The 25,729-nt window shown below is 53.1% G+C and carries 22 protein-coding genes and 3 pseudogenes; 10 read left to right on the top strand and 15 right to left on the bottom strand.

The genetic code is table 11. The features are described from left to right. Positions 1-14 precede the first annotated feature (14 nt). Positions 15-1,487 (top strand): TniQ family protein, encoded by a 1,473-nt coding sequence (locus MME58_RS26285; protein WP_055004855.1) that lies wholly within the window; start codon positions 15-17, stop codon positions 1,485-1,487. Positions 1,488-1,538: 51 nt separating this feature from the next. Here the strand turns inward: MME58_RS26285 and MME58_RS26280 are convergent, their stop codons facing one another. Next, a complete protein-coding gene (locus MME58_RS26280) occupies positions 1,539-2,372 on the bottom strand; it encodes a TniQ family protein (RefSeq protein WP_082427026.1) in 834 nt (277 codons plus the stop codon). 239 nt (positions 2,373-2,611) lie between these two features. Between MME58_RS26280 and MME58_RS26275 the strand changes: the two genes are divergently transcribed. The 3 genes from MME58_RS26275 (at position 2,612) to tnpB (ending at position 4,193) form a co-directional block, all read left to right on the top strand. After that, entirely contained in the window at positions 2,612-2,815 is a 204-nt protein-coding gene (locus MME58_RS26275; RefSeq protein ID WP_147479863.1) for a hypothetical protein, read from the top strand. Between the two features lie 803 nt (positions 2,816-3,618). Next, positions 3,619-3,951 carry an IS66-like element accessory protein TnpA gene (gene tnpA / locus MME58_RS26270; protein ID WP_233590980.1) on the top strand — a complete coding sequence of 111 codons (333 nt, stop codon included), beginning with the start codon at positions 3,619-3,621 and terminating at the stop codon, positions 3,949-3,951. After that, positions 3,873-4,193 (top strand): IS66 family insertion sequence element accessory protein TnpB, encoded by a 321-nt coding sequence (tnpB, locus tag MME58_RS26265; RefSeq protein ID WP_233590979.1) that lies wholly within the window; start codon positions 3,873-3,875, stop codon positions 4,191-4,193. Before tnpA ends, tnpB begins: the two co-directional genes overlap by 79 nt. 379 nt (positions 4,194-4,572) lie before the next feature. Here the strand turns inward: tnpB and tnpC are convergent. Beyond that, positions 4,573-5,139, bottom strand: a pseudogene (tnpC, locus tag MME58_RS26260) (IS66 family transposase); the annotation flags it as partial. Between the two features lie 143 nt (positions 5,140-5,282). Between tnpC and MME58_RS26255 the strand changes: the two are divergent. Next, the gene (locus tag MME58_RS26255; protein WP_055004857.1) at positions 5,283-6,299 is read left to right on the top strand and encodes a hypothetical protein; all 1,017 of its coding nucleotides are present in this window, start codon (positions 5,283-5,285) and stop codon (positions 6,297-6,299) included. Here the strand turns inward: MME58_RS26255 and MME58_RS26250 are convergent. Beyond that, positions 6,296-6,658, bottom strand: a complete 363-nt coding sequence (locus MME58_RS26250) for a hypothetical protein (RefSeq protein ID WP_055004858.1) — start codon at positions 6,656-6,658, stop codon at positions 6,296-6,298. The genes MME58_RS26255 and MME58_RS26250 overlap by 4 nt on opposite strands. Before the next feature lie 207 nt (positions 6,659-6,865). Here MME58_RS26250 and MME58_RS26245 point away from each other — a divergent pair, with 207 nt between their 5' ends. Next, positions 6,866-7,966, top strand: a complete 1,101-nt coding sequence (locus MME58_RS26245) for a hypothetical protein (protein ID WP_055004859.1) — start codon at positions 6,866-6,868, stop codon at positions 7,964-7,966. 271 nt (positions 7,967-8,237) lie between these two features. Here MME58_RS26245 and MME58_RS26240 read toward each other — a convergent pair whose 3' ends face one another. Together MME58_RS26240 and MME58_RS26235 are read right to left on the bottom strand one after the other, a co-directional pair. Further along, positions 8,238-8,909, bottom strand: coding sequence for a uracil-DNA glycosylase (locus tag MME58_RS26240; RefSeq protein ID WP_055004860.1), 672 nt, complete (start codon positions 8,907-8,909; stop codon positions 8,238-8,240). 5 nt (positions 8,910-8,914) lie between these two features. After that, positions 8,915-10,120: a nucleoside triphosphate pyrophosphohydrolase family protein gene (locus MME58_RS26235; RefSeq protein WP_055004861.1), complete on the bottom strand. Its 1,206-nt coding sequence runs from the start codon at positions 10,118-10,120 to the stop codon at positions 8,915-8,917. On the opposite strand from MME58_RS26235, the gene MME58_RS26230 reads away from it, so the two are divergent. Continuing rightward, entirely contained in the window at positions 10,119-10,907 is a 789-nt protein-coding gene (locus MME58_RS26230; RefSeq protein WP_147479858.1) for a hypothetical protein, read from the top strand. The genes MME58_RS26235 and MME58_RS26230 overlap by 2 nt on opposite strands. A gap of 4 nt (positions 10,908-10,911) precedes the next feature. On the opposite strand, the gene MME58_RS26225 is transcribed toward MME58_RS26230, so the two are convergent. The 9 genes from MME58_RS26225 to MME58_RS26190 all read right to left on the bottom strand — a co-directional run bounded on the left by MME58_RS26225 (position 10,912) and on the right by MME58_RS26190 (position 20,471). Continuing rightward, on the bottom strand, positions 10,912-11,682 hold the full coding sequence (locus MME58_RS26225; RefSeq protein WP_147479311.1) for a hypothetical protein: 771 nt from the start codon (positions 11,680-11,682) through the stop codon (positions 10,912-10,914). A 312-nt stretch (positions 11,683-11,994) separates the two neighbouring features. After that, positions 11,995-12,603: an Nmad2 family putative nucleotide modification protein gene (locus MME58_RS26220; RefSeq protein ID WP_055004863.1), complete on the bottom strand. Its 609-nt coding sequence runs from the start codon at positions 12,601-12,603 to the stop codon at positions 11,995-11,997. Then, positions 12,600-13,052 carry a hypothetical protein gene (locus MME58_RS26215; protein WP_055004864.1) on the bottom strand — a complete coding sequence of 151 codons (453 nt, stop codon included), beginning with the start codon at positions 13,050-13,052 and terminating at the stop codon, positions 12,600-12,602. Before MME58_RS26215 ends, MME58_RS26220 begins: the two co-directional genes overlap by 4 nt. 265 nt (positions 13,053-13,317) lie before the next feature. Next, positions 13,318-13,770 carry a ubiquitination-like system serine protease family protein gene (locus MME58_RS27955; protein ID WP_082427028.1) on the bottom strand — a complete coding sequence of 151 codons (453 nt, stop codon included), beginning with the start codon at positions 13,768-13,770 and terminating at the stop codon, positions 13,318-13,320. Further along, the gene (locus tag MME58_RS26210; RefSeq protein ID WP_055004865.1) at positions 13,767-14,948 is read right to left on the bottom strand and encodes a ThiF family adenylyltransferase; all 1,182 of its coding nucleotides are present in this window, start codon (positions 14,946-14,948) and stop codon (positions 13,767-13,769) included. Before MME58_RS26210 ends, MME58_RS27955 begins: the two co-directional genes overlap by 4 nt. Beyond that, positions 14,923-15,672, bottom strand: coding sequence for a multiubiquitin domain-containing protein (locus MME58_RS26205; protein ID WP_055004866.1), 750 nt, complete (start codon positions 15,670-15,672; stop codon positions 14,923-14,925). Before MME58_RS26205 ends, MME58_RS26210 begins: the two co-directional genes overlap by 26 nt. Before the next feature lie 82 nt (positions 15,673-15,754). Beyond that, entirely contained in the window at positions 15,755-19,141 is a 3,387-nt protein-coding gene (locus tag MME58_RS26200) for a UvrD-helicase domain-containing protein (RefSeq protein ID WP_055004867.1), read from the bottom strand. Between the two features lie 2 nt (positions 19,142-19,143). Further along, entirely contained in the window at positions 19,144-19,713 is a 570-nt protein-coding gene (locus MME58_RS26195; protein WP_055004868.1) for a hypothetical protein, read from the bottom strand. After that, entirely contained in the window at positions 19,713-20,471 is a 759-nt protein-coding gene (locus MME58_RS26190; protein ID WP_055004869.1) for an RNA polymerase sigma factor, read from the bottom strand. Before MME58_RS26190 ends, MME58_RS26195 begins: the two co-directional genes overlap by 1 nt. Positions 20,472-20,842: 371 nt before the next feature. Here MME58_RS26190 and MME58_RS26185 point away from each other — a divergent pair, with 371 nt between their 5' ends. Together MME58_RS26185 and MME58_RS26180 are read left to right on the top strand one after the other, a co-directional pair. Next, positions 20,843-22,573: a VPA1262 family N-terminal domain-containing protein gene (locus MME58_RS26185; protein ID WP_055004870.1), complete on the top strand. Its 1,731-nt coding sequence runs from the start codon at positions 20,843-20,845 to the stop codon at positions 22,571-22,573. Then, complete coding sequence (locus MME58_RS26180) at positions 22,566-24,521, top strand: hypothetical protein (protein ID WP_055004871.1); 1,956 nt, start codon at positions 22,566-22,568, stop codon at positions 24,519-24,521. The genes MME58_RS26185 and MME58_RS26180 overlap by 8 nt, the downstream gene beginning before the upstream one ends. Here MME58_RS26180 and MME58_RS26175 read toward each other — a convergent pair. Further along, positions 24,518-25,130 (bottom strand): annotated as a pseudogene (locus MME58_RS26175) (integrase core domain-containing protein); the annotation flags it as partial. The gene MME58_RS26180 and the pseudogene MME58_RS26175 sit on opposite strands and share 4 nt — an antisense overlap. Here MME58_RS26175 and MME58_RS27950 point away from each other — a divergent pair. Continuing rightward, a pseudogene (locus MME58_RS27950) lies at positions 25,123-25,403 on the top strand (integrase core domain-containing protein); the annotation flags it as partial. The pseudogenes MME58_RS26175 and MME58_RS27950 overlap by 8 nt on opposite strands. Positions 25,404-25,729: the final 326 nt, after the last annotated feature.

Here is a 25,729-nt window from a genome sequence, read left to right as displayed (position 1 = left end):
CGGGAGCCAAGTCAATGGAGCGCTTGCATTGGTTTCCTCAGCCGTTTCCCGATGAGTTGCTCTACAGCCTAGCGGTGCGCTATCACAGACTATCGGCAAACCACAGTTATCGCCGGACAAGCCAGGATTTATTTGGCGTGTATTCTCGGACTTGCGGCTCAATCCTGCCATGCTGCTTGGGGACCTTATCTCAGGAGTTAGCCCGGGCCTATTCGGTGAACGAGCTAATTAACCGTTTTACGCTTTTACCTCTCTATGAGCCTTTTTTGAGTGAAGCGAAGCGCAGTGCCGCGCGAGCCGCGATGGCTGGTAACTCCGGAACTGGTCTTAAGATGAGCTTAGGCCTCACAGCGTCAGGTTTCCTCAAGCATGCGTCCTTTCGATATTGCGAAAGCTGCGTTGCTGAAGACAGTCGCAATTGCGGCTCGGCCTACTGGCACCGTATTCACCAAGCGATGGGCGTTTGTGTTTGCCCCCTGCATGGGAAGGCACTCCGCGCAATTACATTTCCGGATGGAGCCGATTGGCGCTGCATGCTGCTCCCGGGAGAGGCAGTAGGTTCCCAGATCATGGAGACTCCTGCCGAATCTGCATTTGATATCGTAAGTCAGATGCAGTTATGGGCTCTCAATCATCCTACGGATGTGCAGAGGCTCCTAGCTGGTAACTTCCTGGGATACCGGTTGGAGACGATGGGATTTCTCAAGTCCGGCAGGATTAAGGAGCAGGCGTTACGGGCTTTCTTGACGCCGAGTATTTTACTTAGCTCTCTCGCTAATGAGTTTCAGGAGATCTGCCACTCCTGTGACTGGGTATTTACAGTCTTGCGCCCCCGCGAGAGGGTCATACAGCCTTTGAAATTTTATTTTCTTTGCTGGCTCCTTGAGACAGACCTCGAACAGCTAAGGGCTTTCGATCCTCAAGCTGATACTTGCAACGAAGAAGCACATAAAGGCAATGACCCTGGTACCACTATCGATCACGGCGAAGTCCAGGCGCGTCGGGCAGTGTTTTCAAGCAGCCTCAATATGAAATGTCATGAAAAGCCTGGCTATCAGTGGCTGTACCGCCATGATAGGGAGTGGCTAGCAGATTACGTGTCTGCACATCCCTTTATCCGATTAAGGCCGGAGTTAGTCGATTGGGACGCACGAGATCTAGCGCTAGCTCGAGATCTGCTAGTGGCGAGGGATCAGATCCTATCTACACAGAGCAGGCCTCAAAAGATCACCCGCGCGGCACTGGGCAGGAAAGTCGCCCATAGCTACGATTTTTTGAGGAGGCCAGGTAAATTTCCAATAAGCTTTTTACTGATGAAGGACATGCTGGAATCTGATCATGACTATCAAATTCGTAAAATCTACTGGGCAGTGAGGCATTATCTTCCGCCTGAGCAAAGCGCTGTGAGTGTTGTATACCGATTTGCCGGAATCAGGGTGCCTCATGTCACTGTGGAGGAAGTATTACATATACTTTCAACCGCATAATTTACTATCAATAAATTCTACGCTTTAGAGTCAATAACTTATATGTGTTAACTATTTTACTTGTCGAGAAGATGCTTCGCTCCTGAGCAATAAATTAAAATATATTTCGGCAGTCTCGCACCCAAGAAACGCGAATATAGTGTAATTGTTGTCTGAGTAAGTATGGGAAATAGGGGTTCTTACGTCTACGCCGAATTTGGTTTTTATAAGATTTTTTATGAAGTTTTCATTTTGTTTTATTTCATTTTCATATCTCAAGCGAATACTATTAATAATCACCCAATCAGTTCTATATGACATAGGCGTGGCACCATTGTACGTCAATAAGTCGGCAACAAATTTTGAATAGGCGAAGCTGAATGAGTCTGGCTCTTCGACTTGAGATTTGTATTTTTGGCTGCATATGCTCAGTTTAGAAATCTGATGGTTTTTTATTAGCGTTAAGCATGTTGTGCATCTATCCATGAGTCTTGAGCCATGCACGCTACAGACTTGTACCGACGTAGGGACATGTCTCCGGTGGACATATGCCGTGCCATAGTTTTCAAAATCCTCTAATGCACAAATAGGACAAATTTTCCTCCAAACCGCTGGGGTTACAGCAATATCTTTTCTAGTTCGCGCAAGTGCCGCAGTCAGCGGGTACAAGGTATGGTTTTTTAGAACTTCTTCAGATACGTTTCTTTCTGTAAAGAAATCAGGGAATTGAAATACGGCGTGTGCTCTAGATTCATATTTATCACCAAGTGCGTTTCCGTAGCCTTTTCTGGGCAATGGTTTTATGTGAAAGTCTTTCAACGCTACTGTTTTGAGGCCCATCATCTCGTTCCCTCTCTGTAGCACAGACGCAACATACTCCCCGGGCAAGGGCGTAAAAATTTTCATCAGTTATTCCGTAATCGGCCTTTCCTGGCAGCGCTGCAAGCGCACAAGCCGGCTATTCTACTTGATAGTTATCCGTTTGATGATTTACCTGATTTTTACTAGGCTATTGCCCGGTCAGCGGTCGCGTTTTGAGATGATGCCGCCGTGGCTAATGTTTTAGATGACGGCCTGCTCAGGCGGATCTTGAGGTATCAGCTTGGATAAGCGCGCATCAGTGAACCTGGCTTGCGAGGATGCAAATGAAGGGACGTCGTAAGGTTAAAACTGACAAATGGCATATGCGCGATCAGTTCATTCGCGAAGCCCGGGCCATACTCGCTTCAAAGCCGGACGCCGGCCAGCGTTTTCTGCGTGTCGCGGCGCAGACGGAGCTTGAGGAGCCTGTCGGACTACTTGCTGGTAGCCTTGAGGCACCGGAAGGAATTTCAACAAAAAAGCACTAGCTCGTTAACTGAGATGTAGCAGTTACCCGAGCCAAAAACCTATTCTGGTTAGCGGTCCTCAGTTCCTATCTCAAAGGGATGCGCAAGCAGCTGATTGCAGCTTATTTTACCGAGCGTCCAGTTCTGAAATAGTTGTCCTCAGGTTTCAGGTCTTCATGCTATGACGAGATACGGGGCATGTCGGAGCTACCCGATGACCACAAACTCGCTCGCGGCATCTACCTGAGTAGCGCTCTGAGTAGCGCTACCTGACTTGCTGCCTTTCATCTCTGGATTAAACGCTGGCCGCTAAACTGCTCTGCCATTACCACCAGAGTTGATTGCACGAGCGCACTATGACGGTGTGGCGCGATCCTTGGCTCGTGAACGCGAGCGTAGCGTTGCAGTGCTGATGCTTAGCTACCAGCGCAAATATCCAAATATATCCTGTTGACTATACTTTATAGTCGACAGGATATATTTGGATATGCGTAGGCGTTACGGGAACACACCTTCCGGACTCCTGCATTAGGGAAGATGATGTCCGCGTATTTCTACGCGGACGCGATCGCCCTTATCGCCTGGATTTTCATGCGCCAAAGACGCTCTTAGCCGAAACCGTTCAAAGCGCAGGTCGTTCAGAAATGCATGCAACCCTGTGCGACCCTATCCAGCGTTGCCATCGCCCATGACATCAATGCTAATGTCATCTGCAAATGGATGTATCCGTCCGGCCAACACACCTTCCTGACGCAACCGCCGAAGGCCATGGTGTCCACCTAATTTGAGTGGACACCATTTCCAGCCTTTTAAGCGGGTCTTTCATGCAGTCACAACGCCGTTCCTATTCCAAATCCTTCAAGGCCCAGGTCATTCAAGAGTGCGCCCAGCCTCGGGCCTCGATTGCCAGCGTTGCGCTGCGCCACAGCCTTAACGCAAACCTCGTCCATAAATGGATTCGAGTCCAAGCGCAGAAAACCATGGCTCTGCAGCCTGCGTTCATTCAGCTGCCCTTGCAGCTAGCCGGATTAAATTCGCAAGCCGCGTCGTCGACTATTTGTCTCGAAATCCCGCACCCATGCGGCACCGTCAAAGTGAGCTGGCCAACCGAAAACGCCGCAGCCTGTGCCACCTTTCTGCGAAATCTGCTGCGATGATCCGCATCGATACCATCTGGTTCGCCACTGAGCCGATGGACATGCGCGCCGGCACCGACACCGCCATGGCCCGCGTGATTTCAGTGTTCGGTGCGGCGCAGCCGCACTGCGCTTATCTGTTCGCCAACCGCCGCGCCACCCGCATGAAAGTCTTGGTGCACGACGGGTTGGGTAAACGGCGGACTGAGGCACTGGCGATCTTTGAGATACTCGTTGGCGAACTATCAATCACGGTCAAATGACAAGTTTCCCATCCTGAGTGATGCGCACACTTTGTCCGTGAGCTTGCCAAATGATCCGCATCGACGTCATCTGGTTCGCCATCGAGCCCATGGATAAGCTCGCCGGCACAGAGACCGGCTTGGCTAGGGTGGACACCCGAGGCAGGAGCCGTATGCGGTAGTTCCGCACGTACGGATCTATGCGGGGGTGGCAGGTAACTGCCATACCTACCGCAACCTGCCGATAAGCGGAAAGCCCCAAAATAGTGGTTGCGCGGCCATTTTCGGTTAATATTTTCTGAGTGTTCGGCGCACATTTTAAGAAAATCTTGGCGCGGTTAAGAAAATTTAGCCAACGACAGGGAAAAAATGGGAAATCTAGTGGGTCACGCCCATTTGATCAGTGCGATGGAGCTACCCACTGGTGCGGCAGCAACTGTCCAATTTCACTGGCCCTCTGTGTCGGCAACCGCGTAAGCACATCCTTGAGATAGCCATACGGGTCATGCCCGTTCATGCGTGCCGACTGAATCAGGCTCATGATTTGCCGCAGCCGTTTTCCGCTGCGCAACGACCCTGCGAAGAGCCAGTTTTTGCGTCCAAGCGGCCATGGCCTAATTTGGTTTTCCGCCCAATTGTTGTCTATGGGTGCGGCCCCGTCTTTGTGGTAGCGCGACAGCGCTGCCCAGCGTTTCAGGCTGTAATCGAGTGCTCTGCTGATGGCCGAGCCTTCGGGCACCAGATCACGCTGGGCGAGCATCCAGGCATGCAGCATATCCATTACCGGCGCGGCTTTTTCTTGTCGTATTCGGCGGCGTAAATCCGGTTCCAGGTCACGGACTTCACTTTCGATTTCGTACAGCAGCTGGATATAGCGCAGGGCTTGCTCGGCGAGCGTGCTTTTATTGGTAGCGTGCAGCTCGAAGAATTTGCATCGGGCATGAGCCATGCAGCCGATCTCGGTTACGGTCCATCAGCAGAACTGACGGACGGTTACCACTGGCTCGAAGGGGGCTGTCCCGTTAGACAGAGCCTAGTATAGTGGTCTGTGATATCAGTAGGCCATCTAGTAAGCTCTAGGGCGATCTCAACCGACCTCGGAGAAATAGAATGGAACTCACCTTTGAAGAAGGATCACTTGAAGCCGGATTGGAGGAGACATTTCGTCAAATCCAAGTACTGCAGAACAAGGTGAATGGCACGGATGTCATCCGGCTGCAGAGGGAGGAAATTGCCAACCTCTTTCAAATTGTGCACGAGGTCGTTCTGCCGGCCTATGCGGGTAAACAGTTGCTGTTGCATGAAGGCCGGCCTGCGCGCTCCTTTGATACTGAGCTACAGCGTTTATGGGCTCTGGCACTATCCGAATTCATCAATCACTTCCGACCTCGTCTTCCAGCGTTTCTGAATCAAATCATGGCTGCTCAGGAGGATGGAGGTGAAGCACAGCTGCAGAGCTTCATGAAAATGGTGCTTGAACGCATCACCATTCCCTTATTGAACGGCTACGAGCTACCAGGTGACGATCTTTTTCTGCTGATCTTGGACTCGGTGGTGCATCTTGAAGGTAAGAGCTTGTCGGATCACATCGCTGAGACCCTCGAAACTCCTCAGCAAACCCAGGCATCGGTCTATGCCATTTGCGGCCTGCTAATACAGGCGCAGAAAGCTGCAGAGGCCGAGAAAACTGATATCGCGTATTCCTACTTAATTGACGCGAACTTTTTGCTAGGGATGCGTAAGGCGTCAGATTTCATCATGCATCGGTTCGACACAATTGCAGACACAAGGAAAGCCAAAGCGAATGCCCGGAAAAAGCATTTGAACGCAGCCCAAGTGAATCTGGGCAAAAGGAGGGTCGCTGAGCTCTACTACAGTTTGCGCGGTACAGGGTCTCTTTTGACGCTAAAGCCTTGGAAGAGCGCCAATATCGCGACAGACAAGATCATGGAGGTGATTGATCGGGAAGGTGATCCCAAGATCACAATCTCCGAACTAACGACTCGCAAGATCTGCAGGGAGATGATGAAACAGGAGGAAAAGGAGCGTAAGCGCCAGGGGGTTGTCGTCACGGCAAGCTATCGCCTGCCGGACGGCTCGACCCTGACGGTTACCCCCGAGGATTAATAGTCGTCGTCAGCGTTGTTGGATCCAGGGTCGGAGATAATAAGGCACCAGTTTTCGGTCTCCGCGGTTCCAACCAGGCGGTATACATCGTTCTGGTCCGGCCCCAAATAGGTTGAGTAGCCACGGTGGGTCAGTGCGTTGACGGCTCTCGTGTTCGCCTCCATCCCGCCAGACTTACGGGTGTATGCACACACTACGGTGTATGCCTGATCCACGATCTGCTGGTGATGGGGCTCAAGTGCGTAATAGACGCTGTCACTGTTGATGGCATCGCCTTCGTTATCGCCATACGGGCGTGGGATGCTGTCCAGTTGCTGGAGTACAAAGCAGGCGTCGTCGAGGGTTGGTGGTGGGTACATTTTGGATCTCCATCGTTGTTTTGGTGTGGCTATCCTGCACTCCTGTTTCACCAGTATCGATCTGTCTGCTAGCAGAGGTACCACCCGAGATGAGAGCATTTGATGAGGTTTCGATGTTCCGCTCCGCCCCTATACTCTTGGCCCTGAAGTCCAGTAGGCCGTTCGGCCGGCTGCAGTAGAACAAAGTAAGATTTCTGGAGGTCTGGTATGGATAACGATCATCGTTGGAGGCTTTTCAACTTGGATTCGCTACTGGATGAGGTGGACGGGCCTCTTCCGGAGGCATCAACAATAGACCTCTTCATTGCAGCTATTTCATTCAAGAACTTCGACTTCGTAGGCCGGCGTTTATCTTTTGTATGTGAAAGCGTGACCTACAGGCTAGAGGTCTGGCAAAGGCTGATTGACGCCGCACCTCTGAAATACTGGATTAAAAACAAACAGGAGGGCGTACTGATTTACCCTCAGTCCGACTTTTGTGGTGCTCTGAGGAGCTATCGATATAGGGGGCCGCTTCTCGATGTCAACGTAATGTCTTCCGATTGGGTAACTGTCGCGGATACTCAAACACTTTACAGCGCTCTCGACACCCCTGCTGCTCGCTCTGTCTACGATGCTTGGCATCGGTGGATGACGTCGACCACTAAAGAGGCTGCCGATCTGGCTGAGGGGCGTTTCGCCAACACTACTGTGACCAGATCCTTGATTCTTTCAAGCCTGGGTGCCTGCCTCGCCTGCAAGGAGCCTGCAATCAGCAGCGCCAGGACCACAATCGCCAGCGTGCCTGGTAGCGGGACACTCATCCAGCTGCCGCTCTGTGGGCCGCACCTAGAACAGGCCAAACAACAGCCTAATGTACTGAAGTTCTTGGGCACGCTGTTTTCCCTGTCGATAGATATTCCGGAGTTTGGTCGAAGCGAATTCATCCCTGACGAATTGATCCCCCACGTTCATGCGATGGTCGCTGAAGAGCTTGGAGGCAGTGCTGCGAGTGTGGAGAAGCGTGAAAAGGGGTGGCACCTCAGGATTGACCTGCCGCACGGCTGGTGGTGGCTGCTGCGGCTGAAGTCGCTGATGAATTACTCCTACATGCTTTTCAGTCCTTCGGAGAAAAAGCAGGTATATCGGGCGGATTCTGCTCCTGACCATCACGACCTCCCGTTTTTTCCTGACCACGAGCATGCTCGTCCTGACAGGAATTCGGATGTTCGCTCGCCGAGTTTTTTGTACGGCAATCCGTTTTTTGATTTCAAGCGACTACGACAGGTCAGTGACGAGCGAATGAGGCCGACTGAGCAGGCTCGCTAGGCCTTTCTCTTGCTACTGGGTCTGGAGAGAAGGGGGCGATTCACCCGTTGGTTGTGGTACGTCTTGCAAAAGAAATACCTTATTGGCTGGTGTAATAGGAATCGTGAAGGCGACGTCGCCTAGTCCTGTTGTCGTTTTTTCCTTTTTCCTAAGGAAGCGCGATGGCATGCTTGCAAGGACAGTTCAGGTAGAACCTACCCCTGCATACTTGGATGTGGAATCGCTGGGCGGTGCTAATGCCGCTAAGCAGATGTTCGCGGCGTTTCCCTGATTAGAACAGCGAGCCTTGGCGTTTCGAGCTGAAAGTCTCAACTGGGATGTTGTACAGGGCGCTCATGCCGTTCCTAAAGTCTTTGATGCCTCCGTAGCTAGGATGCCGGATGGCAACGACTTCAACATCGAACCGGCTCGCGTAGTTAAAGGCATCCCCGCCAATGGCGACTACTCGGCGCACGCCCAGCCACCTGATCAGTGTCTCGTTTAGCAGGTCGACCTTTTGCAACTCGCGCGCGGTGAATTTTCGATTGGTAAACGGATTGCCTGGCTCGTGTGGATGAAATGGGAACACGTTCCACAATAGCGGTGGGAGCGCGAGCACCCTGAGCACTGACCATATTTCGGACGCCGTGCGTTCAACTAACGCTGGGCCGACCGTTGCCTGTTTGAAGTCGGAGCCAGGGTAACGCTGCATCATTTCTGGAAGATGGTATTCGTCGGTTAGAGCAAGCCCGGTCCGCCGTCCGCCACGATAACCCAAATCTCGTCCCATCCAGATGGTATCGACACCGATATCGGTCGCGGCCTTGAGATAGCCACGCAGATTACGCCGACGTGCAGCGACAGCATCGCTGCGATCATGTATGGGGCACTTGTCGGCGTAAGGATTGAACACGTTGTCCAGCTTTAGCTCAGACAGGGCGTTCACAAAGGCTGTGGGATTCATGGAGGTCAATTCTTCGTAGGGGGAAAAAATTCCATGGTGTGATTCAGTACGTCGACAACGACCGTGCCTCCGCGGTGGTGGCGTATCTTCAGGAAAATCTCAAAGCCGGCCATTATCGCTCTTTCCCACTGCCAGAGTTGGCATTTGTCCACTTCATATCCTTCCACCATGCCCCGGATCTGCTTAAGAACACCATAATCGAGGCTTCGGCGCCGTTCGTCGGCATAAAAATTCTGTCCTTCGGCATGGTTGAATATCCAGGTCGCGATTCCTTCCTCAATAATCATGGCGCGCGCACCATCTTCATTTTCATCGGTCTTGGAAACTGACTTGCGTTTGCGTTTGAGCAAACCTCGCAGCACAGGAGACCAGCCCAGAAACGCCACATACGCTAAGTGGAACACGTCGTGGAAGCGATAGTCGTCGGGCTCGTTGCTGTTGTCGGTCAACGGGTCCCCGATGAAAACGCCGTTTAGACTCTGAACCACATGTCCGTTTTCTCGCGTACCTCGCTCGAAGAACTCTATTTCAAACAAGGGGGGAAATTGCTCATGCGGTGGGTGCCCGGCATCGAACTGTTTTGGGTAAACCCCTTCTTCGCCTGGCCAGCGACTGTGGATCTTTTCCAGGTTGGCTTTTGCGACTTCCTCAAGCTTCAGATCAAAGCTTGCGCATACAATGGCCAGCTCAGCGAGATGAGTGCCCATATGCTCGGCACGAGGTCCTTGGCCCATCGACTGGTATTCAGCATACGTGGTTTTGGTCAAAATCCCCGCGTGGTAGGCCAAACTGCCCAATTGAGTGGAGCGGTCAATGGAGCCCGGCGCCCTACGAACCTCCATCAAGCTGTCGATATGCCGGAAGGTTACAGGAGTGACAGGAGCTTGATCGCACTCCTCAAATCGGCTGCGTAGCAGCTTGATGCATTGATCGCCGAGTTGATCGGGGTCTACCGTCAAAGCACTGGCAATGTTGATCAGATACCAGAGCGCGTCGCCTAACTCCTCTGCAGCCAGATCATGCTCCGAAACTGCGAGGTTGTCGCGACCGGATTTCTTGACAGCTGACAGCAACCCCCCGACCTCGCCGAAATACCCGAACTTGATGTTCTGAAAACCATCCGCGTTCTGCTCGAACTGATTGGTCTTGAATGCCTTTAGCCTGTATTCAGGAAGTGAGAGCGACGCTGGCTGGGGCATAGGCTTGGCCATGGAAATTCCTTTTATCCATTTATTCAGCACCGGCGGTGGTGCTTTGGTAGAGCTGATCATCTCGGATCGTATACGCTTTGCGCAACCGACAATTCTCTCGCGCTCCGCGCTCTACGCGCCCAAGGCGAGAGCCCGATTTCGGACAGCAGTTTTGATGCAGCCCCTTTGTGCGCTTCGAGTCTATCCGTACCGTCTTATAGAAGTGACGATATTAATGAATGATCCTGTGCAATTCACCGCCACCTACAAGCATTATCAGATGACAGCGCAAAGGTTCACGTCTGAGCTAGACCGACTCACGGATCAGGGGGATCTGATCCAAGGGGAGTCTGAAAAAACAAGCAAAAGCGCGCAAGACCTCTTGGCAATTGCTGCCCGCATTGAAGGAGAAGTTGAGCGGGCACTTGCTGCTTGGAGCGACGGGTCCTCGCTGATAGAAGACACTGCAGAAGCTGCTAGGAATGCAGCGACGTCCGGTGTTATTCGTGCTAGCGATACTCTGATTGCGAAAATCAGCGAGGCGACGGATGAGGCTAGAAATGCCGTTATCGAGCTGCGCGAAGCTCGGGTCAGTGCGAGATGGCGCTATGCGATGCTGGCGTTGGCGTTCCTGGCTGGATCTGCAGCCACTTATGCTGTCGCGCGTTTTGGATTCGACATCGGCGTGGAGTCAGAAACGCGCAAGGCTGAGAGGCAGCAGAGCCAATACTTCAGCAGATTCTGGGGCCGCGCCTCTGATAGTGAAAAACAGCGCTTTGAAAAGGTAATGGCACGCAAGCTTCCATAATCACCTACATGCCCAAGGTATTGGGCTTTCGGGAACGGTCAGGCTTTTGAGGGCTTAGGGCCTGATTTGGAGAGTTGAGAAATTCAAGGAGTTGCTCAAGGCCTTTGAAACGGTACGATTTGAACTTGCGTATGGCCTCGATGTAGATGCAGACGGCACCTTCGATAGTGCCCTCGCCCTGCTTGGTATCGGCAGCGAGCTCGCTCAGATCTCTTACGTATCGTTTGAACCTTTTCAAGTCACTTCCGAATTGCTGGCTTTCAAAAAAGTGCTCGGCGAAGGACTCCGGAGGGTACTCCTCGGACTTTTCTAGTTTAGGTTTGGCCTTCATGTAAGGGGCCACGCAGGGAGCGTACTGTCCTAGCATCTCGCTTTCTTCCTGAACCTGCGTACTCATACCAGGCAAGCAGTCGGATTCAAAGGTTCCCCAGCACATATAATGTACATCTAGACTGCGGCGCAGCACCGCCTTGCGATTAGCCAGCACTTTGAACAGTTCAACGCGCAGCGCCTTCTGGTTTTCGGAGCTAAAATTGTCTTTGGTAGCTTTGAATTCAATCAAACAGAAGCGCGTGGTGCTGGCTAGCAGATAGTCGGCAAACACAGTGTCCTGGGCGCCCAAAGGGCTGCCTGCGTAAGCGGTAATGTTCCGCTCGAGCGCCAGATTGTTCAGTTTGATCGAAAACCGTTTGATGACATCCTGTTCGATGTCTCGAAGGTCGTCATCGGATTGAGGTCGCGGAGTGCTCGAAATTGTCACTGGGCTTTGGCTCATGAGGTGAAATTTTTTGATCTGCTAGTCGATGGAGTCGTCTGGCAGGTACCAGGGAATTGGGGCTTTTTCATCCGATATTGGCTCCATCCGATGTTGGCACTTTGGCGCTCAGAGCGTAGTTATGCCGACGCGCAAGCTAAGAGGTGTGCTCCCAATCGCTTACCTAAGGCAGAACCGAAAGGCAGGCTATCGGCTTGGAGAAATCCAACGCCAATGCGCCCACAACGTGGGCGCATTCATCGTCGCGCTGAGTGTCGCCCAAGCGACGTGGGATGCGCCTACAGACTGGCAGCATGCGGTGACACACGTGAATCACCAAGAACTGGGACTTCCTTGATAACCTCGAGTTGGGAATGCCCTAAGCCAGGCATCTACCCCGTAACGGAACGCGTCAGAGTACACGGATCTATAGTTGCGGGTGTCTGGGTAAAGATCATCGAAGTCCAGATCACGTAAATCCTGCGGCATGTCGATGGCATTTGAACCCCAGTAAACAAAATCCTGCCCTATCAGAACGTTATCCGAACCGAGATCGCGCTGTAGATTGGCAGGGTTCTCCACGCCATCCTCGCCACTGTGGTGGGAATCTTCCTGAATCCATTGTTGGTTATCTATGTGATAGATGTTATCGCCATAGGCTGCTGCCTTGCTTGCATGCAGATTAGCTTTTTTGATGGAGAACCTTGGGTCGTCCCAGTATTGCTGAAAAGTCATTTTCTCGGATACCCGCATCATGAAGATGAGCTTTCCGACCATATTCAATTCGGCGCTGCCGCAGCCCACGACGATATCGCCAACCTGAGCCCCGCGCCGGATTTGCGGCTTGCACGTCGCCAGCGTGCAGATGCCATGGAAAGGATTCGGTGCAAATCCGTAGTCTCTGGTCAGCTTGTACGAGTAAATCCGAGGAAGCCCGTTCATTGGCATTTGATTCGCGTAATGCTGCGCTTGGCGCCCGCCGACCCGTTTGGGGCTTCCCACACAGTATCGCCTTGGATTGCTTCTGGTAGTTTCGGGCTGTTCACTTGCACAACCGAGGTGGCAAGTTCGTCGAATACTTTAGGCAGTGCCGTAACGTCTTCACAGACCGCAACAATTCTGTTCCCTGAGCTGCCAGCATAGCCGGCAGCGGCTATCAATGATTCGGGAACAGTTTCAGGAATGAGGAATACGCAAACAACTGCATTGTCTATGCAGCCTTTTATCGCATCCGGCAGGCCAGTGCTTCCGGCTTGAGCCGCCTCAACAGTCTCCTGATCTGCCGAAGCGGTACAGATGTCAAAGCCTTGGCTGGCAAGTTGATCAACAACCGGTGGAACCTCGTCTTCAAGCCCGACGGTGAACACAACACACGCTTTCGCATTGGACATAATAAAACTCCTTTTTATAACTGAATTTGTGAAGGTAAATTCCCCGCATCGCACAAGCCAACGTTGATTGTATTGCGAGCTGAAATCAATAGTGAGTTAGGGTGATATGCGCCAATACCTTCTAAAATTGACTATTAAAAGAAGCGTTTATAATTGCACGAAGTCATGCCAAGGCCCGAAGGCCTAGGTGGCGCGATAACGCTGCCTACCAGTTCATGCTTGTGATCCGTTTCCGCGGACCGAGCACTGTCGGTGCTGCCAGTGATCAAAGGCCAAGCCACGATTTAAGCCAAGACCAAATACGGTGCATTGGAGTTGCACTCGGATTACTCTCACTGGAGAAATGCTCAGGATCGGGGCAAACCTTTGTTTCCGAACCATAATGTGCAGCTTTGGCCGCCTTGTCGCGCAGACGCTCCGCCTCAATCCTTGACTGCGACCAGGGGTCTGCCTCCAAGACGCGGCCGCGTTGCACTACGTAATGCGATTGGCACTTCTGATTCCAGTTGCCTACCGATGGGTGAAGCGAGACGGATTCCCCATCAAACGTCATCCTCCAGTCGGTCGGAGTGAAAGGAGTTACAACTCGCTCGCCACACCCGCAGCAGCACGAGTGCACTGCGGTTGCGTAGTCCATCGAGATGTACAAGATTCCGGACTCCAGCTCGCGAGGAACATTTCGCACGAAACGGTGCTCAAGGCTGATATGCCGAATCATGATTGGTCTCCGTTGAGCAACATGCCCCCATCAGTCGTATAAGTGCTGTGATGCTCGCGCTCGAGATCTCTATAGAACCCCCGCAGCTTTTTCCACTTTACAACCGCAAGGCACGCATTCAGGGCGTTGAGGTCGGCCACCTGGATATTTGACGCGTACAAATCTTCGCCTCCGCCTCCAGCGAACGAAATACGTCCCTCATGGACATGCTCGCGTTGTGCTGGTGTACTCGTCGTCACGCGCAAGATGCCACCCAAACTACCGTTGTTAAGTTCGAGACCCATCCCGACATCAATGAACGCGACGCCAAGTGCTTCAAGCTTCGCAACCACCGCTCTCTTTTCCTCACCCGAATCCATGCTGATGAAAGCGAACGTAATGCCGTCAAGTAGCCCCAAGGTCTCCGGTGTCATCTTCACTGGGTGAGCCACTATCCCGCGATGCATCCGTTCATAGATGTTCTTCAGGTAGAACACCTTTTTTGGGGCATCACGCAACTCTTCGAGCGATGGAGCCCCAGGGGCGCGAAACGCGTTGTGGGACAGAAAGTCATCATCATCGAAAAGCCGGATTTCCTTAACTGGCGTTTTCGCAACCAGATCGAGGATGTATCCACCAGTTCCTCCCACCCCCAGAATCCCCACCACCTCGCCTTCAAGCTTACTGGCGAGCGCACCCAAGCCTACACGGCTAGATGCGGTATCGAGATAGTTGAAGACGCTGACCTCATCTTCGTCATCCGTTCCACGGATCAATCGCGGGCTGATACCCGGCTGAAGAACCGCCGCCGGCCCCGCCAAAATGGTCGCGTATGTAGCCATCTTAGTGTAGTAATCCGGGTATCCGTCGGGGTTGGGCTTACTGGAAAAACTGTGCTTCGCAGTAAGTCCGTACCCGAGATCCGTGTTGGGCGCCGCATGCGAGATACCTGGCAATGGCGTCCCAACTGCACTGCAAGGGAAGTCACCATCCCACTGGATTACATGGGTCTCCGGCTTACGGGTCCGGTCTCCAGCCAAATCCAGGTTAGAAACCAACGTACCGGTACGTACGCGACGTTGAGAGTCGACATAAGGTACTTCCCGCATAACAAGGAAGTTTCCTTGTATGCGTACGAAATACCCTTCAGCCCGCAACCGAGCCAAATCCGCATTAAGACTGAACAGTGCGTGTGACATTGAAGATTGTCCCTTGTTTTTTGACTTCAACGGAACCGCCTTCAGCGAGCTCACCAGCGTGTGGCTGCGACGCAGCATTGCGGTAGGTCATCGAAAACTTTACGTTGGCTTCTGCTGGCGCGTTCGGATGCGACAACTTAACTACCTGCTCAAAGGTGACGTGCTTGTCCGGTACGACCTCTTCGACAGCGTTGACCACGATGACGTAGCCTTTTTGCGGACGCGGCGCAGTGACGAACCGCTCGATGCCCTGAGCGTCCAAGTTGATCTGGTCTTCGGGTTCAATGAGACGGTCTTCACCACCCCGCACTTCCAGAAAGATCGCTTCTTCAGGCAGAACGTTCGCCAAGTCATACAGAACGCTGGCTTCCAACTTTGGGTGCCCCCAAGCCATTTGCCGATCGTTCAGAACGAACTTGAAGTCACGATCGGATTTGAACGCGATGAAGCGTTCTGCGCCCTTGCTGCGCAAATCAACTGTTTCGTCAAGACGTACGTCCTCGAAGTCGCCTGAAACAAGCAGGGCGTAGAGGACGTAATCGCTGCGACGGTCAAGGCCGGCGCTGTCCAGAATTTGCCGACCAGTTGGAACGGGATCGGGTACGTCAATGTCGCGGAAGTTGAGCCCTTCCAAGCCAAAACGAATGCGATAGGCGGAAGCTTCTCGCAATGGACGACCCTCACGGATTGCGTCGCCAACGTCTTCAAAATGTGTGTTTTTCATACAGTCCTCTAGCGTGATGTGGCGAATCATTTCGCCTACATCCCTCTAATCGGACCGATTGGCTATCGCCGGTAAACTATTTTCAAAAATGTTTGGAGAGCGTCCCTGCAGGGACTTCGCCGCATACAAAGAAGGCCGGACAGTTCGGGCAGGTAGCATCCGACGCGTTAGTCCGGAACCGGCCATCTCGGATTTCGCGAAAAATCTCGGCCATTTTTAGCTGTCGGTTACTCAGTTCTTTTGGCGTGAGTTTCAATGGTTTGATCTCAGCATCCGCGAGGTAAACTAGTTCCAGCTCGGCATTGGGGAAACCCGACTGGACAGCTAGTACGAATGCAGCGGAGCCCACATCTTTACCGTAGCTGCTAGGCGCATGGCCAGTTCTGACTCGGCGTACTATTCGCTTTCCATTTTTCATCAGTATGTCGTCTGGCGTTACCTCAACCTCATGGCCGTCCAGCACAATTTGGAGCGCAGTCGACGCTTCAACTTGCGCCCCTGCCCTCGATGCCATGAAAAATTGGAGCATTGTGGAGGCCATCGCACGGTAGTCATCCACATAGCCATGCCCGTCAAGTCCCTGAGTTACAAATGCTTGAGAAAGCAGATCCTCCCAATCGATCATTGGAAGGTTTCCATGAGCGACAAGCTTCCGGTAGACGTCGCGGATCGCCTCATGCATTTGCATGAATGAGCTCATCTTACGTCTGCCGCCTATTTGAAGCAGATGCGTGTAGAAGAAACGCCGCGCACAAGAATCGTAAAGCGAGACCGAGTCGGAACTAAAACGTGGAGTTCCTGAAAACACGATGGGTATTGGCACGGAGTCTGGGGCGGGAGGCAACACGGTCGTGGGCGTAACTGCACATCGCTTAATGGGACCAATCCGATCTAAAAACGGCGACAGCGCTCGCAAGCGCCCATTCGATGCTGCGGTCGCTCCATAGAACGATAGAGAGGTTTTCGCGCGGGACATGGCGACGTAAAACAAACACTCTTGTTCCTCGTTGTGGGCCGCACGTGTAATGTCATCCGCGCTTCCTTGGGCACCTGCGACCATGCTCGGAGGTGGGGGGCATTTTGATGTCCGATACGCTCCAGGAATGGAATCTTTGTTAACGCCTGCGATGTGAACCGCCGGAAACTCCAGTCCTTTAGAGCCATGGATTGTCATCAAGCGGACGGCATCAATCCCCTGAGCTGCAGCGGGGAGCTGCCTCAAGTCCCTGTCATCCCGCAGTCGTAGCAGCCTCCTTATTCGATCAGAAAGCCGCTGGATAGGGAGACCCTGGCCATTGGGTTGCGCACGAACGAAGTTCATGAATTGCCAAATCGCGATACCTTGCGCCTGGTCGGAAACCCCTGACGAAGAAGCAATACGAGCTGCAAATCTCGTACGGTCGAGCAAAATGGTTGTCAGCACCTTCCAAGGTTGAGAGCCAGCGTCAAAGCCTGCCAAGGCGGAATTGAGCTCAGAAAGTGCTGCTTGGCCAGCAGACGTCAGTTCCGTTGGAGAACTAACGCGCCAGGCTCCGACTTCCGAACCTGTCTCTCTCAGATTCTCAAAAACTCGAACGGCATCCTCTAAACACATAGCAAATTCGGGCCAGCAAGCGGTCCGGATCAACCCCATCGCGCGTCGATCGACAAGTAGCGAGAGTATCGAAACTAGATCCTTAACTTCTGGACGTTCGAAGAGGCTCCCAAGGAACAGCACTGGGATGCCAGCGCGCTCCAGCTCACGCCCAACGTCCGAAAGTCGATCATTGCCGCGGCAGAGGACTGCTTGGTCCCGATAACTGTAACCTGACCTAAGAAGCTCTTGAATGCGGTCAGCGATGGCTGGCGTCAGGAGAGAACCATTATCCACCGTGATGACTTCGGGCAGATTTCCGGACTGCCCGCAATCGGCGTCAAGACTTTCATCTCCGTCGGCCGTCGACATTCCTGCGGAAAAAGCAGAGCAGGCATTGACTATCTCAGCGGCAGACCGGTAATTGATCTTCAGTCGGTCGCGCACCGCCCCCGGAAAATCTTCGCGGCCAAACCGGGCCATGTTGAAGGATGAGGCACCGCGGAACCGATAGATAGACTGCTTGGCGTCCCCTACCACCCACAGGTTTGTACCTGACGGCTTGAGGGCTTTGATAAGTCGAACGCTGCTGTGGTTCACGTCTTGGTATTCGTCTACCAGGATGTGATCGTAGTCACTCTGCAACTGCATCCGTACAGATTCATCTCCCTCCAGCAACTGGACTGGGCGCATAACCAAATCGCCAAAGTCGACACAACGTGCTTGTGATTTGAGCTCCTCGTAGCGAGCGTAAACCTTCGCAACTTCCGTTGCTTTGTCCGCAGCTTCTACCTCGCCTGCATCACTTGCCGCGTCTGCCATTGCATTGGCCAAATCAAGGTAAGCTGCCGGATCGACAACTTCATCCTTGGCACGCGAAACCGCGGTCAGGATGTCAGCAGCAGTCTGGGATGGATCGTAAAGGTTGCGATATTGAGTCAGGCCTAGCCTAGGAAATTCATTTTCAAGTAGCTCAACGGCTTCGGTTCGATCCATCAGACGAGGATCAGCCGGTAGATCACAACGGTCGTTGAATCGCCTGAGAATGTCGAGGCCAAAACTATGGAAGGTCCCAATGCAAAGAGCCGCTGCTTCCTTGGGCCGCTTTAACGCAATCCGCTCGGACATTTCGGCAGCGGCTTTGTTCGAGAAGGTAAGGAGAAGTATGCGCCTTGGATCAACCCCATCGTCCAGTAAGCTCTCAACCCGCGCCACGAGCGTACGGGTCTTCCCAGTACCTGGCCCAGCTTGGAGAAGAAATGCACCTCCACGATGAGAGGCCGCAGTTCGTTGTTCATCATTGAGAGGTATTTCAGATGGCGTTTTCGGAGCAACTGTTGGCACAGAGGGCAGCAGAAGCGCATCGAGCATTTGCTGCGCGATCACCTCGAAGGGAGCCCCCAACCGGTTTGCTATCTCCGAACACGTTTGGTGTTGAGTGAGGTGCAGATCGACGACGCGAGACCTTGGCAGCAACAGTTCTCTTGCGAAGAGATCCATCTGGACCTCTCGACGCTGCCGCCGGCTGTAATCGACAACCCGCTCTATGCCAACTGGGGATATCTCAGAGGTTCGCGCTGGATCGATTTGAAATACAAATCCTGTCTCATCTTCACCGTCGCCTAGAACGGCGTGTCCAATCTCATGGGCTATCAGGAAGGCCTGTTCGAACGGTGGTCCTGAGTTTTCATGAACGATTAGTGGTAACTCAGCGTCGAAAGTCGCTCGTGCTCCGTCAAGAATCGACGCGCCGGGGACACACGTCTCAACCGTGATGCCACGCCTCTCCGCAATCTCTCTCGCGAACTGATAGGGAGACCAAGGATCGCTGCCTTGCTCGACAGCTTCATAATGCAGACGTTCTGCGTACTGTCGAGCGAGTTCTATTTGATCCATGGTCAGTCATCGTCCTGGAGGATCCGTGAAATGCTGTCCTCATCCAATCCTGATTCTTTGAGAAGAAGTTCAAGCGGTACTTTTTCGGCTGGGAGTGGCTTGTCATCAGACTTGTTCGCACGAAGCGCCGATGCTTGCGCAGGCAAAACGAGAAACGACTGAACGACAGAAACTGATGCATTCAAGGCTTTAGCTAATCGTGCAAGGAATCGCTCCGGCAGCGCCAATGAATCTATTCGTCGCTCGCGAATGGCTACGCCAACTTGGATAGGCAATCCGAGCTCCCCTGCTGCTTTAGCAAAAATCTTTGAGGGAGCGGACTGCAAGAACTCCACGGTCACAATGGAGTCGCGAAGCCGACCCATCTTAGCGTTCACAGCAGCGAGCTCGTCGGCACTGAGAGGAAGATCCTCGTCGACCTGCCGTGAGAGTTCCCTTGCCAGATCGACAAGGTCGGTAGCGTATTGAGGATAATCTGCCAAATATCGTCTAAGCACGTCAGTACTTGGCTCGTAATCCATTGCGAAAGCGTTCATAACGTCTTCGCTAGCAATTGGCGAACGAATAGTCATTACAGTTTCCCCTTGCGTTCAAGGCGCAACCGGAGAGTCGCAAAAGCCTTGTCGCGGTACGTACGGATTGTCTTTTCACTCTTTCCCAGCGTTTTACTGATGGTGACGACAGAGGGATCTTTCGAGTCGATAGGAATGTCATGGCGGAGCATCTCGATAATTCTTCTTTGGATTTCAGGCAGACCATCAATCGCATCGTCGAGCTGAAGCCGGTAAGATTTTTGATCGAGCTCGGTCGGATCAAAGGGATCGTAGCCCCCGATAGCGGCTATAGGGAGAGAGGCTTCGTCCTCGTCACCCTCGAGTTCGTCATATCGATTCTCATGCTTCCAATGGCGATCACAGGCATCCTTACGATCCTTGGCGATGGCCGAGTTGAAATTGATCTCGTAGTAGTCTAGACGGTTGTCATACGTCGCCCGGTCGTTGAGCAGTAGATCAATAAAATGATCTACGACATCATCCCGGATGTTTGTGTTCGTAAGCGACTTATCTTCGGTGCGAGGAAGAAGAAGGTAGATGCGCTTGAGTAGACACTCGGTGAGCGTGTCGCGAAGAATACCGGGCTCCACGTTCCGCACAAAATGCGTCAATGCTTCCGGTGAAACAAGATCGGGAGAGGCCCGAGAACCATCGAGCGCTCTACGCTCCAGCTCAGAGGCGCCTAAGGCAGCCAGCTCTTGAATTTCAGCTTCGACCGCCGAACGGCGGGAATACAGCGTTCCATCAAGTTTGATTTTGCGAAGGGGACGTGCCACGGCTACTCCTTTTTCTCGTGCCCAAAAACCTTCAGCGCACCCCGTGAATGTAGCATCGGATCGCTGTTCGATCCCAGCTAGATGTTGCATCGCTCGTCACCGTCCGGCGGCTCTTGGCAGCGCAGTTGGCGCTGCCAGGTGTAGCACCTATTCCAAGCTGAATAAGCGCGGCCTGATCAACAATGCCAGGTGTAAGGCCGAATCCCCGTGGACTTCCAGGATGCAGCAACGGTAATGAACATCGGACAAGGCCTAGAGACCGATCTGAACAGGCCCACTCCGCTTTAGATTAAAGATTATTGGTTTACGGCGAAGGGCCTGTCGTTTGAAGATATTGATGAAGATCCCGAATCTGTCCGGAGAACGTGTGGATGACTACCTCCTCACATAATGTTACACACGATGATGCCTTCATTGTTCAGTGTGAGGCTGATTACAGCGTCGCGGAAATAACTGCTCTCGCCCACATGGCTCCTGGGGAAGGCATGCCTACCCATTTGCTCGCAGTCGTCGAGCTGCTCCATGCTCACCTCGAGCCAAATCCGATCATTGGCCTTGACCCGAAAAGTGGCGGATATCCCCGGCGTGTCGATCTAGGAGCTCGAGCAGGTAAGCTTTTTATTCAGCGTTGGCATTTGCCAGTGCGCGAAGGCATCCAATGGTACCGCTCCTGCGCTAATGGCTCGATGACGGTACCTGGTAGCAATCCATCGAAGCCAAGCTTGGTGCAGCTTGGGAGGCTAGGGGACGACCCGCCTTGGCCTAACCTCGTGGTCGAGATTGAGAGGTTCTGGCCGAAATCAGAATTTTGGGGGAATCGACCGGGTGGCTCGCGTTGGCATCGACTTATTCCACTTACAGTCATTGACATTACCAGAGGGTGGATTGCTAATGATTTCGAGAGGGCCCGTGACTTCTTCATGTCGGAAGTCCACGTGGATCTGCTATCTCGATCGGTCCTGTTAGGCTCCTGCCACCTTCGCCTGCCTAATCCAGTATTTCGCGAGCTCCATCAACACGTAGGAGATGACTGGCGAAGCGTGACGTTCGATTTAGAGCTACATGCTGGGCAGACGATAGATGAGCTTGAACTGATCTTCTGGAATCAACGTTCATGGGGAGCATCATCTGTTCGACAAATGACACTGAAGCCGGGCACGAACGTTATCCATCTGCCGGAAAGCGTCGAACAGGTCGGGCATGCCGTCTTTTGCAGGAAGCGCGGGCTCCTCAAACAGTCAGAACTGGCGGGATTCATCGGTTCAATCGGGATGACGATGAACTTCGTTTCAGAAGAACGGCGGGTCGAAACACCGAAGGGCAGCTACACCGTCGGCGTGAGCGAGCAATCAGAGCCGGTGCTAGTGGGAACGCCCCGAAGCAAAGGCGCGTTGGTTCGACTCGCAGAAGACGAAGTGTCGCAACGAACGCATAAAGCTTGGGCGGAAATAGCGTTTCGATGGTTCGATAATGACAGCGTCGCCGGCACCCAGGCCATCCGAGACATCATCCAGTCTGCGTCCAGGAGCGTCGATCTGCTCGATCCATACTTTGGACGAGGCGATCTTCTAGAATTTGCCCTTTCAACGACGAAGCATGGCCTTCCATTTCGAGTACTCACCTCACACGATTTCTGCACCAGCGGACACGACCCGGAGCTAAAGCTTGAGAACGGAGACGCTTTGGCCGAGACCCTTGAGTCGGTTCGTGCACAAGATCCACGGCTGAATATCGAGATCAAGGTCATGCCTGGTCAAAAGTCTCCGGTACATGATCGATTTCTCATCGTGGACGGTACCGTTTGGGTCCTCGGCGCTTCGCTTAACGAGTTCGGAAGTAGAGGCTCATTGCTAATGAAGCTTCCTCCTCCTCCAGCCCTCGGCCCCCATGAGCCGTGGACATTTTCTGTGTCCAGCAGCGTTTTTGAAGCCCACTGGCAGACCTCTTCCTCAATGCATGAGTGGAGGAAGAAGCGGGCAGAGGTGCGTAAAGACCCAGGGAAATTGCACCCCGCAGCCCACACGTTTGGGGAGCGAATGGTGGCAACGACAAAGCTGCTAAAAGACACTGCTCAGCGTGTTCGGGAGATTTGGCATGCGTGATTTACGCTTTCAACAGCCAAGGGAGATTGCACGCATCAATGAACGGCGCGTGGCTGCGGATCAGTCGCTCATGGGGCTTACATCGATCGAGCGGAACTCCATCAACGAACTATTGGCCGCGTGGTGGGCTGACGTCCTGGTTCAAGACGCTCCGACACAGGAGTGGGAGGCCGCACAGGTCGAACAACTTCGAGGTGAGTGCCTCGCGCTACCCGTCGCATGCCAAGCAGTCGGGCTTGCGGTGTGCGATACGTTGACATTCGCCAGTACGAACAAAACTCAGGCAGTCGGTGAGCGACTTATTGGTGAGTCGGCGGCCGCCGCTGTTCGAAATAGCACCTCGGCCATCGCGCTTGATCGGATAGTTGGATTTCTTTCCGAATGCTGGAGCGCAGTCGAGGTGATGATCGAGCGTCTGTTGGAGGACCCAGCCTGGCCGGCGCAAGTGGAGCTATTAACTCCCACAACAGCGGAGCTCTCTGGGCTGCTCGGCCATCGATCTAAGCGGACACCAGCCGACAACATTTTATTAGCAGAGGAGAAAAACTCACGTGAGCTGGGTGTACTGACCTTCTTTTGGGAGCGACAGCGCGAGACAGTCTTCCTCAATGAGCCAACGCTCGTTCGTCTAACCTTATTGGCCGCTCGCGACTGGCGAAGCCTGGCCCATCAGGCGGAAGCGCTTCCTCTGCGCCAACTGAGATCCCACCTTTGGGGTGGCTTGCATCTCACCGAAGACCGTGACGCAATTCTTGCGTTGCTTCGTGCTGCTCCGCCGGTTTTCGCTGCCGACGAGTGGACCGGTTGCACCGGTGCATTGGCTGCACTCGTCGCCGCAATTGCTCATGTTGAATTACTTCATGAACAGTTAGCACAGGTATATGTAGTATCACCGGATGTTGACGCAAAGCTGGAAATTTTCGTGAGCAACGAGGTTCCAGAGTGGTTCACGCAGGTAGTTGAAGCAGCCCTCACGCGCTCGGACGGGAGGTTGCTTCTTCAGTTTCTTGGGTCAAGCCTAATCCGCGAAGCTTTGCGTCCACCGCATGCGGGCAGGCCTCGATGGTCGTCAACGCTGCAGGCACTGAGTGCAATTCGGCAAGTCCTTACACCAAATCCAACGATTGCCAAACTGAGGCTTATAGCGCGTATGGTGGAAGCTCCGAGCAAGCCAGCGGAAGTCGATCATGCAACATACCTCGTGACTGCGGCAGCTTTGGGTGCGCGCCCAACTGACATCATAGCTTGGTATCGCGAATTGCTGATGCGTAGTGACAACGACCTGTGCCAGCAGACCAAGAACCGCAGGCGTGGCCTTAGTTATGAGGCTTTATCCGATCAGCTAGGTCAGGTCGCTGCGTCCTTCGATGAGTGGAGAACCCTCTGGAAGGCTTTATTTGTCACAGATAGAGAACACGCCCGGTACTTCCCATTTGCTCCCAACGCACTCTACCCCAGTATTCATTTGCTCCGTACTGGCATGGAATTGCTTCGGAAAAATCCATCACACGCCGACGCCCAGAATTTTTTCGACGAACTTGTTGGCTACAACAGATGCCTCTTGTCAAATGTTACCCGGAATACCAGTCCAATTGGTGATGAGCTGGTTGGGTATGGTGTCGATGTCGCCCCAAGCGTTTTTGGATCTGATTGGCCGCAGCGGCTGAGGATTGATCCGCGTTTGCTCACAAGCGCAAAAAGCCGCCTCTACTTCGCGACGCTTCTTCTCGGAGGAGGCGCTACGTTCGGTGATGCCACAGACGCCTTGAAAGCCGCAGGCCACCACCTCATGGAGGCTGTCGACGAAATAAGAAAAACGAAGAGATTCGATTACGATGCCCATCGTTTGTGCGAAATAATTGAGGATGCCGCGAGCGAACATCGTAGGATTGGGAAAGGGGCGCGATTGGACTTGCCCCTACCAAACCTGACACCAACTCCCCGTTAAATTGATGTTGCCGCTAAGCGCCTGTACTCCCTCGGTGATCGATATTTCAAGGCGCTGTGCGGATGCTGCTCGTTGTAATGCTCGAAGGCAATTGCCAGGTTGCGCAGCGCGGTTTCTCGATCCGGTTTGGGCATGTGCGCCACGTATTCACGTTTGATCGTCTTCACGAAACTCTCGGCCATGCCGTTGCTCTGCGGGCTACGCACCGGTGTGGTTACCGGTTGCAAACCGATCTGCCGAGCAAACAGACGCGTCTGTTCGGCGGTGTATGCCGAGCCGTTGTCGCTTAGCCATTGCACCGGCGTAGCGGGCGGTTGATTACCAAAACGCTTTTCAACGCTTTCCAACATCAAGTCGCGGATATCATCGCCGCTGTACCCGGTTGAGCTCGCGACCCCAGCCGATGGCTTCACGATCACAGCAGTCCAGGGCGAAAGTTACGCTCAGTTTGGCGCCGTCCTCGCAACGGCATTCAAAGCCGTCCGAGCACCAACGCGTATCGCTGGTTTTCACTGCAATACGGCCTTCCTGCCGACGCGGCACGCCGGGTTGGTTGATCCGGCGCTCAAGCAGCAGGTTGTGATCACGCTTCACCCGGTAAAGCCGCTTATTTCGCCAGCGGTTGTGGCGATACTGCATACGTCAGGGCATGAGTCGCCGGGGAAATTGTTGAGACAGTGCGCCTATGGAGCGGGTGTTCCGGAGTTTGAAAACGGAATGGATACCGACCTTAGGCTATAGAACTGCGCAGAACGTACAGTGCGACATCAGCCATTTTTTTGAGCATCGGTACAACTGGATCCGGCCGCATCAGTTCAATGGCGGGCTGGCGCCAGCTTGAGCCGAGGAAAAAAACTCAATGTCGTGTTCGGGATTGGTTGACCACTACATTTTGCTCCCCACTCGGACTCATCTTCGGCTGCTCTTCCGCTGTGACAACCTTTATTCTTCTGAAAACACCTTGATATTATGAACTGACAATATTTGTGACATCCTTTTTTAATTTGCAAACGCTCGATTTCTCCATGGAGGCCTCTACATACAAGGGGTGTTGTGACAATCTTTATTTCTTGGGCACATATATTGGTTTTAGAGAATTAAAGCTGTCGCAAGAGAAATAAACCTGTCGCAGCAGCCGGTCCGATGACTCGAATCGGCTTCTGCCATGCATTCGCTGGTTGCTTGGCATGCCATGCCCCGGCCTAGTC

The sequence above is a fragment of the Pseudomonas syringae pv. tagetis genome (assembly GCF_022557255.1).
Taxonomy (GTDB): Bacteria; Pseudomonadota; Gammaproteobacteria; order Pseudomonadales; family Pseudomonadaceae; genus Aquipseudomonas; species Aquipseudomonas caricapapayae.
Note: the sequence above shows the minus strand (reverse complement) of the source record. Positions and strands in the feature narration are given on the sequence as shown.